Annotated in this window: 12 protein-coding genes; 7 read left to right on the top strand and 5 right to left on the bottom strand. The window is 62.3% G+C overall.

The genetic code is table 11. The features are described from left to right. Nucleotides 1–85 precede the first annotated feature (85 nt). A complete protein-coding gene (locus ACWA1U_RS06540) occupies nt 86–790 on the bottom strand; it encodes a queuosine precursor transporter (RefSeq protein ID WP_463724533.1) in 705 nt (234 codons plus the stop codon). Between the two features lie 90 nt (nt 791–880). On the opposite strand from ACWA1U_RS06540, the gene ACWA1U_RS06535 reads away from it, so the two are divergent. The 4 genes from ACWA1U_RS06535 (at nt 881) to ACWA1U_RS06520 (ending at nt 8,965) form a co-directional block, all read left to right on the top strand. Beyond that, nucleotides 881–1,057 (top strand): hypothetical protein, encoded by a 177-nt coding sequence (locus ACWA1U_RS06535; RefSeq protein WP_463724532.1) that lies wholly within the window; start codon nt 881–883, stop codon nt 1,055–1,057. 179 nt (nt 1,058–1,236) lie between these two features. Next, on the top strand, nt 1,237–3,867 hold the full coding sequence (locus tag ACWA1U_RS06530; RefSeq protein WP_463724531.1) for a polysaccharide pyruvyl transferase family protein: 2,631 nt from the start codon (nt 1,237–1,239) through the stop codon (nt 3,865–3,867). A 79-nt stretch (nt 3,868–3,946) separates the two neighbouring features. Next, nucleotides 3,947–4,771 carry a bifunctional hydroxymethylpyrimidine kinase/phosphomethylpyrimidine kinase gene (gene thiD, locus ACWA1U_RS06525; protein ID WP_463724530.1) on the top strand — a complete coding sequence of 275 codons (825 nt, stop codon included), beginning with the start codon at nt 3,947–3,949 and terminating at the stop codon, nt 4,769–4,771. 279 nt (nt 4,772–5,050) lie between these two features. After that, nucleotides 5,051–8,965, top strand: a complete 3,915-nt coding sequence (locus tag ACWA1U_RS06520) for a S8 family peptidase (protein ID WP_463724529.1) — start codon at nt 5,051–5,053, stop codon at nt 8,963–8,965. Between the two features lie 78 nt (nt 8,966–9,043). On the opposite strand, the gene ACWA1U_RS06515 is transcribed toward ACWA1U_RS06520, so the two are convergent. Both ACWA1U_RS06515 and ACWA1U_RS06510 read right to left on the bottom strand, forming a co-directional pair. Next, the gene (locus ACWA1U_RS06515; protein ID WP_463724528.1) at nt 9,044–9,586 is read right to left on the bottom strand and encodes a CGNR zinc finger domain-containing protein; all 543 of its coding nucleotides are present in this window, start codon (nt 9,584–9,586) and stop codon (nt 9,044–9,046) included. A gap of 26 nt (nt 9,587–9,612) precedes the next feature. After that, nucleotides 9,613–11,094, bottom strand: a complete 1,482-nt coding sequence (locus ACWA1U_RS06510) for a helix-turn-helix domain-containing protein (protein ID WP_463724527.1) — start codon at nt 11,092–11,094, stop codon at nt 9,613–9,615. 118 nt (nt 11,095–11,212) lie between these two features. Between ACWA1U_RS06510 and aceA the strand changes: the two genes are divergently transcribed. Both aceA and aceB read left to right on the top strand, forming a co-directional pair. Further along, the gene (aceA, locus tag ACWA1U_RS06505) at nt 11,213–12,517 is read left to right on the top strand and encodes an isocitrate lyase (protein WP_463724526.1); all 1,305 of its coding nucleotides are present in this window, start codon (nt 11,213–11,215) and stop codon (nt 12,515–12,517) included. A 100-nt stretch (nt 12,518–12,617) separates the two neighbouring features. Continuing rightward, complete coding sequence (gene aceB, locus ACWA1U_RS06500; protein ID WP_463724525.1) at nt 12,618–14,231, top strand: malate synthase A; 1,614 nt, start codon at nt 12,618–12,620, stop codon at nt 14,229–14,231. A 118-nt stretch (nt 14,232–14,349) separates the two neighbouring features. On the opposite strand, the gene ACWA1U_RS06495 is transcribed toward aceB, so the two are convergent. Beyond that, a complete protein-coding gene (locus ACWA1U_RS06495; protein ID WP_463724524.1) occupies nt 14,350–14,958 on the bottom strand; it encodes a hypothetical protein in 609 nt (202 codons plus the stop codon). Nucleotides 14,959–15,132: 174 nt separating this feature from the next. Between ACWA1U_RS06495 and ACWA1U_RS06490 the strand changes: the two genes are divergently transcribed. Then, nucleotides 15,133–16,539 (top strand): GTPase, encoded by a 1,407-nt coding sequence (locus ACWA1U_RS06490; protein WP_463724523.1) that lies wholly within the window; start codon nt 15,133–15,135, stop codon nt 16,537–16,539. Between the two features lie 18 nt (nt 16,540–16,557). Here ACWA1U_RS06490 and ACWA1U_RS06485 read toward each other — a convergent pair whose 3' ends face one another. Then, entirely contained in the window at nt 16,558–17,088 is a 531-nt protein-coding gene (locus tag ACWA1U_RS06485; RefSeq protein ID WP_463724522.1) for an RNA polymerase sigma factor, read from the bottom strand. Nucleotides 17,089–17,155 lie beyond the last annotated feature (67 nt).

Raw genomic sequence — 17,155 nt, 5'->3', positions numbered from 1 at the left:
GGCAGCTATTTTCGGCAAGGGCTCATCCAAGCACCTGTGTTTGCGGGAAAACAACGGATCCGTTGATTCGGGCCGGAGCCGATCGTCAGCCCGCGTAGGAGGGCTCCCGGCGCTTCACCCAGCGGATCGCCGTCGTCGTAATTGGAAGCATCAGCACCTCGACCAGGGTCTTGTACACGAACCCGAAGAAGAGGTAATTCAGGAACGTCGGGAAGTCCGTAATCCCGATGACCGACGCCGCAATGGTACAGAAAATCAGCGTATCGGCAAATTCACCAACGCCGGTCGAGGCGATCAGGCGCGCGACCAGGCTCCGCTCACCGAAGCGTGCCTTCATCCGCACCAGCACCAGCGAGTTCAGGGTCTGGCCCACCAGGAACCCCAGCAGCGACGCAAGCACAATGAGCGGCACCGGCCCAAGCGCCAGTTCAAGCGCACCCTGCTTGGCGACACCAAACTCGTCGTCAAACCCGGGCAACGCGATGATGATCCCATACGCCAGTGACGCAAACGCTGACAGCACAAACGTCACGATGATCCCGAGCCGCGCAGCCTTGAACCCATACACCTCGCTGATCACGTCGCCAAGGATGTACGCAAGCGGGAAGAGGAAGAACCCGCCGTCGGTGATGATGCTGAAGTCGCCGATGATCGGACCGATCACCACGCCCTTCGACGCCCCGATGTTCGACAACAGTACGACGACGGCGAGCACCGCCAGCATGATCGAGAAGTTTGCGCTGCCTACGGTCGCGTAACGGGCGCGGGCATGTTCCTGCAGTTGAGTCATTGTTCTCATTCTTAGTGGTTCGCGCAGCCCGTCCGGGCCCGCTGTATTAGCACTTATGCCCGGCTGCCCCCGGGCGTCATCAATTGTCCCATGGTCAGCGAATCCCGAATCCATTCTCTATTAGCGTTCGCCGCCCTCCCCGCACTCGCAAGCTCGCGTAGGGACCCCTGGCTGCTCTCTTCCGCCGTCGGGCGGGCCAGCGTCTGGAAGCTCGTTACCGTCAACCCCACCAACCAGCGCCATGCGCCGGGCGAGGAGGCAGTCTGACCGGCCGCTCCTAATTCGACGCAGTCAGCGGGGCCCTTCCCGGCATGTGGCACTATCTATACGGACCATTTGAACCATGAGGGCGGGTTCCGCATCAGCTCAGAGCTCCTTTGCCGGCCAGCAGATGCACCTTTTTCAGACCCCAAGCCGTCCTTGAACTAACACAGGAGGACCCAATCTTGCAGCCCCGCGTCGCCATCGTCATACGCACCAAAGACCGCGGTCGGCTCCTTGGTCGGGCGCTGGACAGCGTGCTGGGTCAAACGTTCACGGACTGGCATGCCGTCCTGATCAATGACGGCGGCAGCCCCGCCCAGGTGGATGAAGCACTCTCGCCTCGTGCCGCTTCATTCGAGCACAGGTTGACCAGGTTGGATAACGATGCCAGCCGTGGCATGGAGGCCGCCTCCAATCAGGCCATCGCGGCAGTGCAGTCCGAGTTCATTGCAATCCACGACGACGATGACGAGTGGGACCCCGAGTTCCTGGCCACCACGGTGGCGCATCTGGACCAGCACCCTGAGCAGGGGGGCGTGACTGTCGAAACAGAGATCGTCTTTGAGAGGCTCACTTCCGCTGGTCGTGAGGTGGAGGAACGCGTCACTTTCGAGCCACAGATGCGCCAGATCACCCTTATAGATTCCCTTCACTACAATCGCTTCGTTCCGATTTCGTTCCTGTTCCGTCGCGACGTTTACAGCGAGCTTGGCGGATTCGCCGAGGATCTGCCTGTGGTGGGGGACTGGGATTTCCACCTCCGTTTCCTGGTTCACCATGAGATTGGGCTCATCAAGGGGCGTCCTCTCGCCTTTTGGAACCAGCGTCGGTCCTCGAAGGACAGCGAGGCGAACAGCGTCATCGCGACGCTCGATCAGCACCATTTGTACTCCCTCAAAGTGCGCGATCGCCTCTTACGCGAGCACGTACGTGAGTTTGGGCTGGGCCCCCTGCTCTACCAGCGGGAGCTGCTTGTCGTCGAAGCGGACCGCCTTCACCAGCGCCTTGATGAGGTGCAGCGAAGCCAGGATGAAACGATCAGTCACGTCACTGGGCAGATCACGGGAGTCCTCCACGAACTCGAGCAGCTCCGCCATATGGTCCATGCCACGTCGATGCCTCTTCCGCTGCGGGTTGCACGCTCAATTCGTCGTCGCCTCAGGGACCGGCTGACCCGAATGAACGACGCCGGGCAGTCTCTGGAGCTCGTGCCGGACGCTGCCATGCCTTCATCGCCGGCCGCGAATGGAGAGACGGAGAAGATTGCGGTGCTCGGCGATCTTGGCCAGGGCCAGTACCACGTGGGCGATGAAGCAATGGCGCATGCGTGCATCAGTGAACTGCAGAAACGGGGTCTCAACAACTTCGTCCTCCTGACCTGCAACGTCGAAGAATCCGCGCGATTGTTTGGGTATCCCGCAGCCAAGCGGCCGGACGTCCCGTGGAACGCGTACGAGCGCCACCAACTCCTGCAGGAAGTAAAGGCGCATCTGGAAGGCAGCGGGACGTCGGAGGCCGCCGCTGAACTTGTACGCGCGTGGCACGCGATCCTCGACGGCTGCCAGACGCTGATCGTCGCGGGGGGCGGCAACCTCACGTCGCAGTGTGGGGGCCTACTCTTCGAACGCATCGCGGCCATCCGGATAGCGCGGGCAATGGGCCTGAACGTTCTCGTGACAGGACAGACTGTTGGACCGGTGCTCACCGAGGCGGACGGAATCGAGCTCGCGGAAGCGCTCCGGTTGTGCACAGTGGTCGGCGCACGCGAAAGGCATACGCTGGATCTCTTGTCCTCACTTAACGTCGAGGCCTCGCCCGTACTCGATGACGCCTCCTTCTTCGGCGACGGCACAGATGACAGCTTCGGCAACGGCACAGGCGACAGTCCGCAAATCACCCGTATCGAGAACCTGGGACATACTCACGCCGTTGATATCCCCGCCCGATACATTGCGGCTACGTTCGCCCCGTGGTCCGGGGCAATGCCCCGGGACGACTACCACCGGCACATGGCCCGGCTATTGGACCTGGCGTCCGCGCAGCTGCAACTGCCCGTTCTACTGCTTCCTCACGTTTCCACTCTTGGTGCGCCCGACGGCGATGTGGAGTGTCATACGGCAATTGCCCGGCTCTCGCGGGCAGTGAACATCCAGGTACACCCGCAGGGAACGGCGATGGAGATTGCGGGCCTTACCGCCGGCGCTGAGCTCGTCATCAGCAGCCGCTACCACCCCGTCGTCTTTGCCCTCGCCGCCGCTGTCCCGGTGCTACCAGTGGCTGTGGACTACTACGGTGAAGTAAGGCTCGGCGGAGCGCTCGACCACTGGGGCGCCGGACATCTTCTTCGGTCCCTGCGCCACCTCGCCGGAGACGGGGACGTGCAGTGGGTCGAGTCAGTGCTGAGGGACCGTGAGCGTCTTGCCGCGCACCTTCGCGATCAGCGCCCAGCTCTGCGTGCAACCCAAGACTCCTGGTGGGATAGCGTTGCCGACGCCCTGCGGGGTCTTCCCGCCGGACCACCTGAAGCGAGTATCGTGCCCCGTTCTCCCATGTTCGCCATCGAGTCTGCCGAGAGCGCAACGGCCGCACGGTTGAACGCGAATAACGAGCTCGCCATCGGAGACCTCACCTCGCACAACGACTGGCTGCAGGGCGAAATCAACGCCATGCACCGGCGAATGGCCAGTTCCAACAACACGCGGCCGCTGATGTCCGAGGTCGCCGAGCTGCTTGAGGGGCACCCAACTCTCCGGACCGCCAAGCGCTGGGTCAAGCGGCTGGTCAAGGTCGCGTCGCGGCAAAGCCAGCGGTAAGCCGAGGTAACGCCAATGGTGAAACCAACCCGAACCTCAAGGTTGGCGCGGCCTCAGTACCGTCGGGCAAACTTGTCCCATGGCTACTGAAGCACCAGCAATCACCCTGACCATCGCGGGTTCCGAGGCTACCGGGGGTGCCGGAGCCCAGGTCGACCTCAAAACGTTCCAGGAACTCGGCACCTACGGCATTGCCGCGCTCACCTGCATCGTCTCGTTCGACCCGAAGGACAACTGGAACCACCGGTTCGTGCCCGTGGATGCGCAGGTGATCGCTGACCAGCTCGAAGCCATCCAGTCCTGCCACAACGTGCAGACCGTCAAAATTGGCATGCTCGGGACTCCGCAGACCATCGACGCCGTCGCAACCGCCCTCAAGTCCCAGCAGTGGCAGAACGTCTTACTGGACCCGGTGCTGATCTGCAAGGGCCAGGAACCGGGAGCCGCGCTGGACACCGACCAAGCCCTGAAAACCAACATTCTTCCCCTCGCAACGTTCGTCACTCCGAACCACTTCGAGGCCGAGTCCCTCTCCGGAATCACCATCCGCTCGGTTCAGGACCTCCAGGAGGCGGCGCGGCGCATACATGAGGTGAGTGGCGCCGTCGTGCTCGCCAAGGGGGGTGTGCGGTTGGAGGGCGATGACGCCGTCGACGTCTATTACGACGGCGACACCATGGACATTCTCGCCTCGCCAAAGGTGGGGAACGTCGCCGTGAGCGGTGCCGGTTGCACGTTGGCCGCGGCCATCACCGCCGAGTTGGCCAAGGGCGCGTCGCCACTGGAGGCGGCGCAGACGGCCAAGGTTTTTGTCACCGCGGGCATCAGGAACCGGGTTTCGTCCAACGCACCGTTCGACGCCGTGTGGCAGGGAAGCCATCGAGGCAGCGTTCAGGCTCGCTGACGCACGTGACGTGACTGCCGCACTACTCGAGTCGAGCACAGCGGTCTCCAAGACAATTTTCATGATTCGCTAAGGAAACTATGTCGGACCCGTTGACTTGTGATGCTGCACACATAAGGCTAGTAAACGTATGGAGTCGGCAGCGGCTCCATACGGCTGCTGGCACCCACTGCAACAAGGGAAATCACTCACAAGGTCTCGGCCGTGCCGGCAGTGCTGCAGGGGACTAACAATAGAACTCGGCGGAGCGGCCAAGACTGATCCTTACTAAGGAGAAGCATGACCAAGTTACACCGCTGGGGTCCAGGAAAGGCTGTGTTGGCATCGCTAACCGGTCTTGTTCTGGCTTCGAGTATGTGGGCGCCTGCTTCGGCCAATGAAGCACCGGAAGTTGCTCCTACAGCCGAAGGCCTCGCTTTCCAAGCAGTACCGCCAGGCTTGAAGGTCTCAGATAGCCTCGCATCCGCTTCAGGCGTTGTTGCGGTCTATATTCAGTTCGAAGGCAAGGGCGCTTTCGAGCAAACGCAGCCGCTTGAGGTCCGACGCGGGATCCAGGCGCCGGTCGCCGCTCCGGATCGGGTCGCCACCATCCGTGCCGGGATTGAGGCGAAGGCCGAGGAGGTCACCGCCGCGGCGTCCGGAACAGCTCTGTACACCACCACCAACACCATTCCAGGCGTGGCTATCAGCGGCGATGCTGCGGCCATCCGGGAACTGGCCAAACGGCCGGATGTGGTGAAAATCAGCAGGCTGGTGCCAAAGGTGCCAACTAACAAGGGTGGCGTTATCGATACCCGCGCCCTCAACTCCTGGGCGGGTGACTTGGGTCAGACCGGCAATGGCGTGACCATCGCCGTCCTCGACACCGGCATTGACTACACCCACGCCGGTTTCGGTGGTCCCGGTGACATTGCAACGTTTGACGAAGCGTCTTCGCCCGCAGCACAGGAGAGCGCTCCTAACCCCGCCTGGTATGACGAAGCCAAGTACGTAGGCGGTTGGGACTTAGTAGGTGATGCCTACGACGCCAGCTCCGCTGAGACAAGCACACCGGATCCAGACCCCAACCCAATCGACTGCCAGAGCCACGGCTCCCACGTCGCGGGAACCGCTGCGGGGTACGGCGTCAACGCTGACGGAAGCACGTTCACGGGTGATTACGCTTCCCTGGACGCGGAGGATGTGAACGCAATGCGAATCGGGCCGGGCACGGCGCCCGAAGCGCAGCTTGTGTCGATGCGCGTCTTCGGTTGCGGCGGGTCCAGCCTTGTTGTAGGCGAGGCCCTGGACCGCGTCCTTGATCCGAACAATGACGGCAACTTCGGCGACCGTTCTCACGTTGTGAACATGTCTCTTGGATCGAACTTCCCGATCCCGGATGACCCCGAGGTGGACATTGTCAACAACCTGACCTCGCAGGGCGTGCTCTCGGTCGTTTCCTCCGGAAATGACGGCGACATCTACGACATTGGTGGCACCCCCGGTAGCGCCAAGTCGGCCCTGACTGTCGCGAACAGTATTGGATCGCAGATCACGCTGGATCTGGTGGACGTACTCGCGCCGGCGGAAGTGGCTGGAACCACAGCAGAAGGCCAGTACAGCGTCAACTTCGACAGCTATACAACGGCCACCGAAGATGAGCTCAACGGGCGCGTGGTTATGGCTGATGAGTCCAACCGCTTCGGCTGCAATGCCTTCCCTGAGGGCACATTCGACGGCGAGTGGGTTTGGCTGCAGTGGGAAGAGGACGGGGCGTTCCCCTGTGGATCCGGCGTTCGCTTCAACAACGTCCAGAATGCGGGTGGTGCTGGTGTTGTCCTTGACTCACCGCGCGACGTTTTCGACGCTGGCATCGCCGGTAACGCAACCATCCCCGGTGTGCAGTTCAACCGCGAGTCCTCCGAGGCTCTCCGCCCGTTTGCAGCAGAAGGCACTCTGGAGATCCAGCTGGCACCCGAGTACATCGCTGCGGCTACCGGCGGCTCCAACGCTCAGGACACCCTGAATGCCAGCTCTTCGCGTGGCGTTCACGGATCCAACGGAGTGGTCAAGCCCGACGTTGCTGCTCCCGGCACACTCATCGGGTCAGTTGCAGTTGGTACCGGAGATGGAGCGTCAGTCAAGACCGGCACGTCCATGGCGGCACCGAATGTAGCGGGTATCGCAGCGCTCGTTTACGCCGAGACGAACCTCAACGCGTACCAGGTCAAGAACGTCATCATGAACACGGCGACCACTGACGTGACCGTTGAATCCGGCGGTGATGTCGAATACGCACCCAACCGCACGGGCTCCGGGCGAGTCGACGCGCTGAACGCGCTGGAAGCAACCGCACTCGCTTATGACTCGGAAGACCAGACACTCGTGTCGGTCAACTTCGGTGTCATCGAGATGGGCGCTGACAATCTGACGGCCACCCGCCAGATTTCCGTACAGAACCTGTCGGACGACACACAGGTCTTCAACACCGAGTACCTCCCGGCGAGCACCATGCCGGGCGTGAACGTGTCCCTTGGCGCAGAAAGCGTTGAGGTGCCCGGCAACTCGACTGTTGAGCTTGCAGTCAACATGACAATCAATCCGGCTGAGCTGGCTAAGACCATTGATCCGGCCGCAGAGGAAGTGCAGCTGGGCGTTGCACGCCAGTTCCTGGCTGACGTCTCCGGACGTGTGGAACTCACCAGTGAAACCAACACCCTGCGCGTTCCGGTTTACGCAGCACCGAAGCCCACCTCCGAGATGTCGGGCGATCCTAAACTGACGTACCTCAACGGTTCTGACACGGAAGAGTTGCTCACGCTGACGGGCCGCGATCTGGCCCAGGGCGGAGCGTTCGGTACGCCGACCGCGTACACCTCCCTCGTGTCGCCATTTGTTCTCGGTCTCGAAAGCCCGCGCCGTCAGGACCTACCACTGGACTCACTGTCCGCGATTGACCTCAGGTCCGTAGGCGCTGCCTCAACGGTTCCCGGGGTTGTAGCGGCCGGCGGCGAGCCCGAGGAAGGCCTCCTGAACATCGGTATCGCGACCTGGGAAAACTGGGGAACGCTCGCTGGTTCACTTGGTGTCAACATCGATCTCGACGTGGACAATGATGACACCACCGACTTTGTTCTTCAGTCGGTGCGCGTAGATGGACTGGACATGATCCTGTTCGAGCTGCTCAGCGTTGCTGATGACGGCACCGTGACTCCCGGCGAAAACCTTTACTTCGCCAACGGAGTCGACGGCTCGATCGATGCCAACACCTTCGACACCAACGTGGTCACTCTTCCCCTGCCGCTGGCGGATCTGGGTTTTGACCTCGGTATCGACGATCCAATCCAGTACAACGTCTACACCACCAGCGGCTTCAACGTGAATGAAGAAGGCGACATCGCTGGCCCCGTGGATGAAACCGGATGGATTCCGTTCAACCTCACGAACCCGGACCTGTGGTTCGAGGGCGCCGGCGTAGACGGCTTTGTGTTCGCTGATCAGGACGGTGCATCGCTGAACGTACACCGCGAGCTTGGTGTCATGAATGCGGATGTACTGTTGCTGCACCACCACAACGCAAGCGGCGTCAGGGATGAGGTTGTACCGACTGAGGTAGGGGCGCTCCGGTTCCCCGACACCAGCCGAACCCCGTTTGAGCCCGAGATCAACCAGATCGCTGACCTCGGTATCACCACGGGCTTCCTTGACGGCACTTACCGGCCGTTCGATAACGTCCGGCGCGATGCCATGGCCGCATTCCTGTACCGTCTCGCAGGTGAACCGCACTTCGCTGAACCGGCCCAGTCGCCGTTCACTGATGTGCGGACCGACAATCTCTTCTATAAGGAGATTGCCTGGATGCAGGCCACCGGCCTGTCGACGGGCTGGGAAGAAGCAAACGGTACGTTCACCTACCGCGGACTGGCACCCGTCAACCGCGATGCGATGGCTGCGTTCATGAACCGGTTCTCCGGCCTGTACTGCAACATTGCTGATGCGGAAGAGTACGTTGCGCCCAATGAGGCCCCGTACACCGATGTGCCGGAAGACAGCCTCTTCCATCGCGAGATCTCGTGGATGAAGACCACCGGCATCACCACCGGCTGGCCTGATGGAGAGTACAAGTCACTGCGGCCTGTGGCGCGTGACGCAATGGCTGCTTTCATGGTCCGTCTGCTGGACTACCAGGAGGAAAACGGCGGCTGCAACCCGTAACCATCGCGTTTCCAGATAACTGAATAACGTTTCTGCCCGCTGAGCCGAAAGGCCCGGCGGGCAGAAACATTTAAGGTCTCAGGCTGAAGCCCGCTGCCGTGCCCGGTACGCCGCCACGGCAGCCCGGTTCCCGCAACCGGACTCGCAGAAGCGCCTCGACCTGTTCTTCGACAGGTCCACCACCACGTTGCTGCAGTCCGGGGAAGCACAGATCCGCAGCCGGCCCAGTTCCCCGCTCCGCACCAGGTCCACGAATGCCATCGCCGCCTCCACTGCCATCCGAGCGGACAACGGAGCCTCCAGCGATGTGGCGTGGATGTGATAGCCCAACTCATCGTGGCGGACCAGTTGCGGCAGGGCCTCGAACTCGAGGAGCAAGGAGTTGACTAGGTCCACCACGCCGTCCTCGTCGCTGTGCCACAGCACCCGCAGCCGCGGCCGCAGTGCCCGCACGGCACTCAGTTCCGCCTCATCCAGCGCCAGGTTCCCGGACCAGTTCCACTCGCGGGCGAACTCGGCGAGGGCGGCGACGTCGGGCAGGAGCTCGCCGTCGTCGTCGTCGGTGTTCACCAGCGCAGCGGCGCCGCGCAGGCCGTCTTCAGTGTCATTGGCGAAAAGCATGGTGCTCCTGTCGGTGTGGACCCAGACTAGCCCGAGTGCGCCTGGAGGAAGGCGTAGACCTCGGTCTCGTCAACGCCGGGGAAGGCGCCGGGCGGCATGGCCGCCAGCAGGTGTGAGTGCGCGCGGGCGCTGGGCCAGGCGAACCCTGACCATTCCTGCGCCAACGACGACGGCGGCAGCTTGCAGCACGATTCGTCCGGGCAGCGGGACTCCCCACGGATTGTGGTCTCCCGGCCGCGGAACCATTTCACGTGAGCGTAGGGCACCCCGACGCTGAGCGAGAATTCGCCGGCTGCGGCACGCTCAGTGCGCGCGGTGCACCAGTACGTGCCGCTTGGTGTGTCTGTGTACTGGCTGTAGGCGGAGAACTTGTCCGGGACGTCGAACACCACCCGCGACGTCCACTTCCTGCAGGATGGCTGGCCCTCGATTGCGCCGGTGTGGTCCTGGGGGAACGCAACGCCGTCATTCTCGTAGGCCTTGTAGATGATCCCGCTCTGATGGGTCTTCTGGAAGTGGGTGGGAATCCCCAGGTGCTGTGTTGCGAGATTGGTGAAGCGATGCGCGGCGGTTTCGTAGGAGACGGCGAAGGCGTCCCGGACATCCTCGACCGCGATCTCCTTGGCGGCCTTCGCGGCCTGCAGGAACTCGACAGTGGCCTTTTCAGGGAGCAGCAACGCGGCCGCAAAGTAGTTGGTGGCCACCCGCTGGCGCAGGAACTCGCGGTAGTTCTCGGGCGTCCCGTGCTTGAGGACGTAGTGTCCCAGCGCCTGCAGCAGCACGGACCGGGGATCGTGGTCCATCCGCTGAGAATGGGTGAGGTAGATGCGCCGGTTCTTGAGGTCCGTCACCGAGCGGGTGGAGTGCGGCAGGTCGCTGACGTGGTGCAGGCTGAACCCCAGGTGGGCTGCGATGTCGGCGATGAGGTGCTGCGAGAGCGGCCCGCTGGTGTGTCCTACCGCAGAGAGAACCTGCTGCGCTTCAGCCTCGATGTCCGGGAAATAGTTGTTCTGCCGCCGCATGATGCCGCGGAGTTCAGCGTTGGCCCGGCGTGCTTCCTCCGGTGTGGCGACCTGCTCGTTCATCCGGCGGTCCAGTTCGGCCTGGAGGCCAACGAGCGCCTCAAGCGCCTCCAGCGGCAGCCTGGCGGATGTCCGGACCTTCGGCAGCCCAAGCGATTCGTAGAGCGGCCCCCGCTGGGCGCGTTCGAGCGCGATCTCAAGGGCGGCACGCCGCGTTGGCGGTTCGTCTCCGAGTAGCTGGTCCACGCTCACCCCGAGCGCCTTCGCAAGGGACTGCAGCATGCCGAGCCGCGGCTCGCGCTTGCCGTTTTCCATCAGCGAGAGCTGCGATGGCGCGGTGCCGACGACGGCGCCAAGCTCATCGAGCGTCATGCGCCGGCTCTTGCGGAGGTGGCGAAGGCGCCGGCCGAGGCTGATGGCATCCTGGCCTTCGGCGGCAGTGGGGGCATCGGGTGTCCGGGTCCGATTCCAACTGGAAGTCGTCATTTCTTGACGATACGCGAAGAATTGCGATTCTTTCCATAACTTTTTCTACTTCAATGCCACAAACTGCCGGATTGTTGATTCCACACCGGGCGATGAGCCCTCTGGAAGGAGAACCGCAATGTCGCAGGAGAACACCAACCACACAGAAGCCGCACGCGAGCTCGAGCTCGAGTGGGCGGCAGATCCACGCTGGGAAGGTGTCCAGCGTGATTACTCAGCTGCCGACGTCGTACGCCTCCGCGGACGCGTGCAGGAAGAGCACACACTTGCCCGCCGCGGTTCCGAGAAGCTCTGGCAGCAGCTCACATCCCAGGCCAGCAGCGGCGAGTACACCCACGCACTCGGCGCACTCACCGGTAATCAGGCGGTGCAGCAGGTGAAGGCGGGCCTGCATGCCATCTACCTGTCCGGCTGGCAGGTGGCCGCTGATGCCAACCTGTCGGGGCAGACGTACCCGGACCAGTCGCTGTACCCGGCCAACTCGGTTCCGCAGGTGGTGCGGCGAATCAACAACGCGCTGCAGCGGGCTGACCAGATCGAGTGGGCGGAAGGTATCCAGTCTGTGGAGGACTGGTTTGTGCCGATTGTTGCGGATGCCGAGGCCGGGTTTGGTGGCCCGCTCAACGCATTCGAGCTGATGAAGTCCATGATTGCCGCGGGCGCAGCGGGGGTGCACTGGGAGGACCAACTCGCTTCGGAAAAGAAGTGCGGTCATCTCGGCGGCAAGGTCCTCATTCCCACCCAGCAGCACGTGCGCACGCTGAACGCGGCAAGGCTTGCGTCCGACGTCGCCGGCGCACCGTCGGTGATTGTTGCCCGTACGGATGCCGAGGCGGCCACGCTGCTCACGTCCGACGTCGACGAGCGCGACCGCCCGTTCCTGACCGGTGGGCGCACCCCCGAGGGTTTCTACGAGGTTCGCAACGGCGTCGAGCCCTGCATTGCCCGGGCCCACGCCTACGCTCCGTACGCGGACCTGATCTGGATGGAGACGGGTAAGCCGGACCTTGAGCTTGCCCGGCAGTTCGCGGAAGCGGTCAAGACCGAGTTCCCCGACCAGATGCTCGCCTACAACTGCTCACCGTCGTTCAACTGGCGCAAGCACCTCGACGACGCAACCATCGCGAAGTTCCAGCGGGAGCTCGGCGCCATGGGGTACACGTTCCAGTTCATCACCCTCGCCGGGTTCCACGCGCTGAATTACTCGATGTTCGACCTCGCCCACGGCTACGCCACCGACGGTATGACCGCATATGTGGACCTGCAGGAGCGCGAGTTCGACGCCGAATCCCGCGGCTACACCGCCACCCGCCACCAGCGCGAGGTCGGTACCGGCTACTTCGACCAGGTGGCCAGCGCCCTCAACCCTTCTGGCAGCACCCTCGCCCTCGCTGGCTCCACCGAAGCCCAGCAGTTCCACTAAAAACCTATTTCCTCCCCATCGAGTCAGCAGAAATAACAGGAAGCTCGCGAGAAAGTAGCGATTTCTGCTGAGTCGATGCAACTTCACGCAGGAGCACCCCATGAACACCCAAGGCATCACCCTCACTTCGCAACCAATCCCCCGCCAGGACGAGGTCCTTACCCCGGAAGCGCTCAGCTTCCTCAGCGAGCTCCATGCCGTTGCGGAGCCCCGCCGCCAGGAGCTGCTGCAGCGCCGCAGGGAGACCCGCAACCAGATCGCCCGCGGCGTGGACCCGAGTTTCCTGCCCCACACGGAACACATCAGGAACGACGGCGGCTGGCGGGTTGCGCCGCCAGCCCCCGGCCTGGAGGACCGCCGGGTGGAGATCACCGGGCCCCTCGAGCGGAAGATGACCATCAACGCGTTGAACTCAAGCGCCAACGTGTGGCTTGCCGACCTTGAGGATTCGCTGACCCCCACGTGGTCGAACGTCATCAACGCTCAGCTGAACCTCCAGGACGCACTGAACCGGCGCATCGACTTCACCACCGAGGACGGCCGGGAGTACCGGCTGGGGCAGAACCTGCCCACCGTCGTCGTGCGTCCCCGGGGCTGGCACCTGCCGGAGCGGCACCTGCTGGTGGACGGGCAGCCGATTTCCGGCGGGATCCTGGACTTCGGACTGCACTTCTTCCACAACGCCCGCACGCTCATCACGCAGGGTCGCGGGCCCTACTTCTACCTGCCCAAGCTTGAGAACCACCTCGAGGCACGGCTCTGGAACGACGTCTTCGTCCGGGCGCAGGAACTCCTCGGCATTCCGCGGGGAACCATCCGCGCAACCGTGCTGATCGAAACCATCACCGCTGCCTTCGAAATGGAGGAGATTCTCTACGAACTGCGCGAGCACTCATCCGGCCTGAATGCCGGCCGGTGGGACTACATCTTCTCGATCATCAAGAACTTCAGGTTGCGCGGTCCCCGGTTTGTGCTGCCGGACCGCACCATGGTCACCATGACCGCGCCGTTCATGCGCACCTACACGGAACAGCTGGTGAGCGTCTGCCACAAGCGCGGCGCCCACGCCATCGGCGGCATGTCGGCATTCATCCCCAACCGGCGCGATGAGGCAGCGAACGCCGTCGCGCTCGAGAAGGTCCACACGGACAAGATGCGCGAGGCCGGCGATGGCTTCGACGGCTCCTGGGTTGCCCACCCGGACCTGGTGCCGGTCGCGCGGGCGGTGTTCGACGTCGTTCTCGGGGACCGGCCCAACCAGCTCGACCGGCAGCGCACCGACGTCGTACCCGATGACCGCGCGCTGATCGACCTCACGGGAACGCAGGGTCTCATCACGGAGGCCGGTATCCGCACGAACATTGAGGTGGGCATCCGCTACCTCGAGACGTGGTTGCGCGGGAACGGTGCGGTAACGCTGAAGAACCTGATGGAGGACGCCGCAACAGCGGAAATTTCGAGGTCGCAGATCTGGCAGTGGATACACGTGCACGCAGTCACCGACCGCGGCGAGATTGTGACCCGCGAGTGGGTGGCAGAGCTGCTGGAGGAGGAGTTCATGCGCCTCCCCCGCTTCGATGAGGACCGCTTCGACGAGGCCCGGCAGCTCTTCGAAGAGGTGGCGCTCGGCGAGACCTTCCCCGAGTTCCTCACCCTCCCCGCGTATGAGCGGCACCTCTGCGCGGGCAAGGTTCCGGCTGCCCTCCCGAGGTAGCCTCCAGAAGGGCGACGAGAGCGCAGGCGCGTGGCTGTGTCCGGTATCCCAAAGGTCTCAGACGCGAGGATGGGGAGGAACGTCGCTGCGTTCCTCCCCATCCGCGCCAATCAACAGGTCAGTACTCGCGCTCTACAATTTCAAACCCGTCAGGCAGCAGGATGTTGGTGATCATGCGGTTGTTGCTGTCTATCAGATGATTGACGAGGTCGACACCTTCGGGGCTGCTCATGATCACTTCGTTGTTCAGGAGTGGACCGGCGAATCCCCCATTGTTTGGTCCGCCGACAGTTCCGTCATACCCCACCGGAACTTGATCCCACGGCGTCTCCACGAAGCCCGTGCCCGGCGATGCATAGCTGTCAATTTGGCCGTCCTGGTTGTGATCGTTCCAGACCGTCTCCTGAATGCCATCGCGGTCTGCATCCAGTGTGATCGATTCGCCAATTCCATTCTGGTCAATGTCATAGACCGTGCTATCCACCACACCATCAAGGTCAGTATCGACTGCAACGGAGTCTGCCAGACCATCCTGATTTTGGTCATAACCGATTCCCTCAAAATACCCATCACCGTTGGCATCATTCTGGTAGGTATCAACGTACCCGTCATAGTTCGTATCGATCGCATACGAGTCCGCGACACCATCGCCATTGAGATCTGCAGCACCAACGTCGCCCAGTCCGTCCGCGTTGTTGTCCGTGAACGAATAGTTTTCCCAGGCCATGGTTGTCTCCTTCATAGGTGGAAGCGAGCGCTTCCTGTTTTGTGTTTGTTCATTAGAGCTTTGAACCTGCGGGAATGTTCCCGGGGAGAAGAGAAGAACTCACTGGGAACCTTTCGGTTGCGGCCGGCATCCAATGGGAAACGGCCCCCACGATGAGGAACTGTGAAAATACCGATGGCTGCCCTTGGAACGGAACGGACGGACCTGCGCTCAGCGACGCTATGTTTACTGGAAAAGCTTCATCCGCTTGCCGGACTCGCTGGCGCCGAGACTATCGCAGGCCTCCGCGAACTTCTCACCCGCCCAGCAGTGGTAGCGGTGGCCGGGCGCGTCAATACTGGGAAATCGACTTTGGTCAATGCTTTGATTGGAGCGACCATGGCGCCGACGTCGGCGCAGGAAAGCACTGCACTTCTCTCCTACTACGCTTACGGGTCTCCGTCCCGCGCTGAAGTCGTCTCCCGTTCAGGCCGAACCACACCGGTTCCCTTGACACCGACCGGACCGCTACTCCCGGATCTCGCTGTTGAGGATTGTGAGTGCGTGCGCATATTCCTGCAATCCGCCGGCCTGCGCACAAAAACCATTGTGGACACGCCTGGTCTGGGTTCGGCGGCGACCGAGAATTCCTTGCGGACCGAAGTTGGCTTACTCACGGGGGGTGCCGCCAAGCCTGATGTACTCCTTTATTTGGTGCGGGATGTGTTCCGTCCCGATGATGAGGAGTTCATCAGCAGCTTCACCGCCCGCAGCTCAGGCATACATGGGACAGTATCCGTGCCTATAGTGGGCCTGCTTTCTCACGCCGACAATTTCAGCGGTGGACCTTGGCTGAACGCGGAGCCAGTTGACGCTGCTGTCCAGGCGGCATCCGCACTATCTGCACGCATGCACTTGCTCGTCGACGTCGTGCCGATTTCCGGCCTGCTGGCCGAAACCGTGCGAACGGGTGCCTTCCAGGAGGAGGACTTACGGAACCTGCGCGCGCTGCAGGGTGCTGCCGACCATCAGCTGCGATTCCCTGAGCAATTCGGTTACCCGGCCGGTACCAAACCGGAAAGCTTTGCAAGGCTTACGCAGCTGATTGGCGCATATGGAATACGTCAGGGCAGGTTCTACTCGCGTTCCTCTGTCGGCTTGATGAAGTGGCTCGAAAGTCGGTCGGGGCTGAACCAATTGGAGAAAACGCTGCAGCGGATCCTCTCCGGAACCGTGGAACGGATGCTGATCCTGACGATACTCAATCAATTGACCGAATCTGCGCGGAGGCAGAATTGGTCCGCAGACGCCCGGTCGATGATCGAATCCGCCCGGCACGCGCCGATATTCCACCAACTGAACGAATGGTCCGCCCTCGAGTTACTCCGTGCCACTGCCCCACAACACCAGCTCATCGGCGTTCTGGAAAGTTTGTTGACTGGAGCGCCTGAGAACCCTGTGGACCCGGGTACTGCTGCCAGCAACCTCTCGAAGGCAGCCCTATACCAAGCGATGGTCGGGGCAGCTGCCAGCGGAGCGGAAGCCCAGGCCGCGCGTGTCATAGCCAGGACTTTCTTGATTCGTTCCGGCGTATCGGTTTAGGAGACGGGCATGAACGGGCTATATACCATCAGCTACGGCCGCAGACTCCAAAGCACGCCGCGCGCGGCTGATACGGCTTTTCACGGTAGGCACCCCGACCCCTTGGTGCTCTGCTATCTGGGCGTAGGTGAAGTCACACAGTTCCCGCAGTACAAGCGCGGCCCTGAAACTCTCGGGAATCGTCTTCAACGCCCGCTGAACCACATCCGATGCCGCAAGCTGTTCGGCGAAGTCCCGGTCCACATTCAAGTCTTCCGGGATCTCCGCCGTTGCAATCTCTCTTTTCCTGATCACCCCAAGCGCAGCATTGGACGCTATCCGGTATATCCAGGTACCAAAACCTGCCTCGGCGCGGAACCGACCAATGTTCTTCCACGCGGCAAGGAGAGTGTCCTGAAGCGCGTCTTCGGCGTCATAAGTGTTTCCGGTGATCCGCAGGCACACGGACCAGATCATGGATTTATGACGGGTAACCAGTGCCTCAAAAGCCTGCGCGTCTCCCTTGATTGCCGCCTCAAGGAGCTCAGCCTGGGCAGGGAACCTTTCCATAGCGCCCTTCCGGATATTCCGATCGACGCACCGCCCGGCACCGACCAGTAGAGTCACTATAAACCCG

The organism is Arthrobacter sp. TRD_SC_6 (genome assembly GCF_055361185.1).
This window is presented reverse-complemented; position numbering and strand designations above follow the sequence as displayed.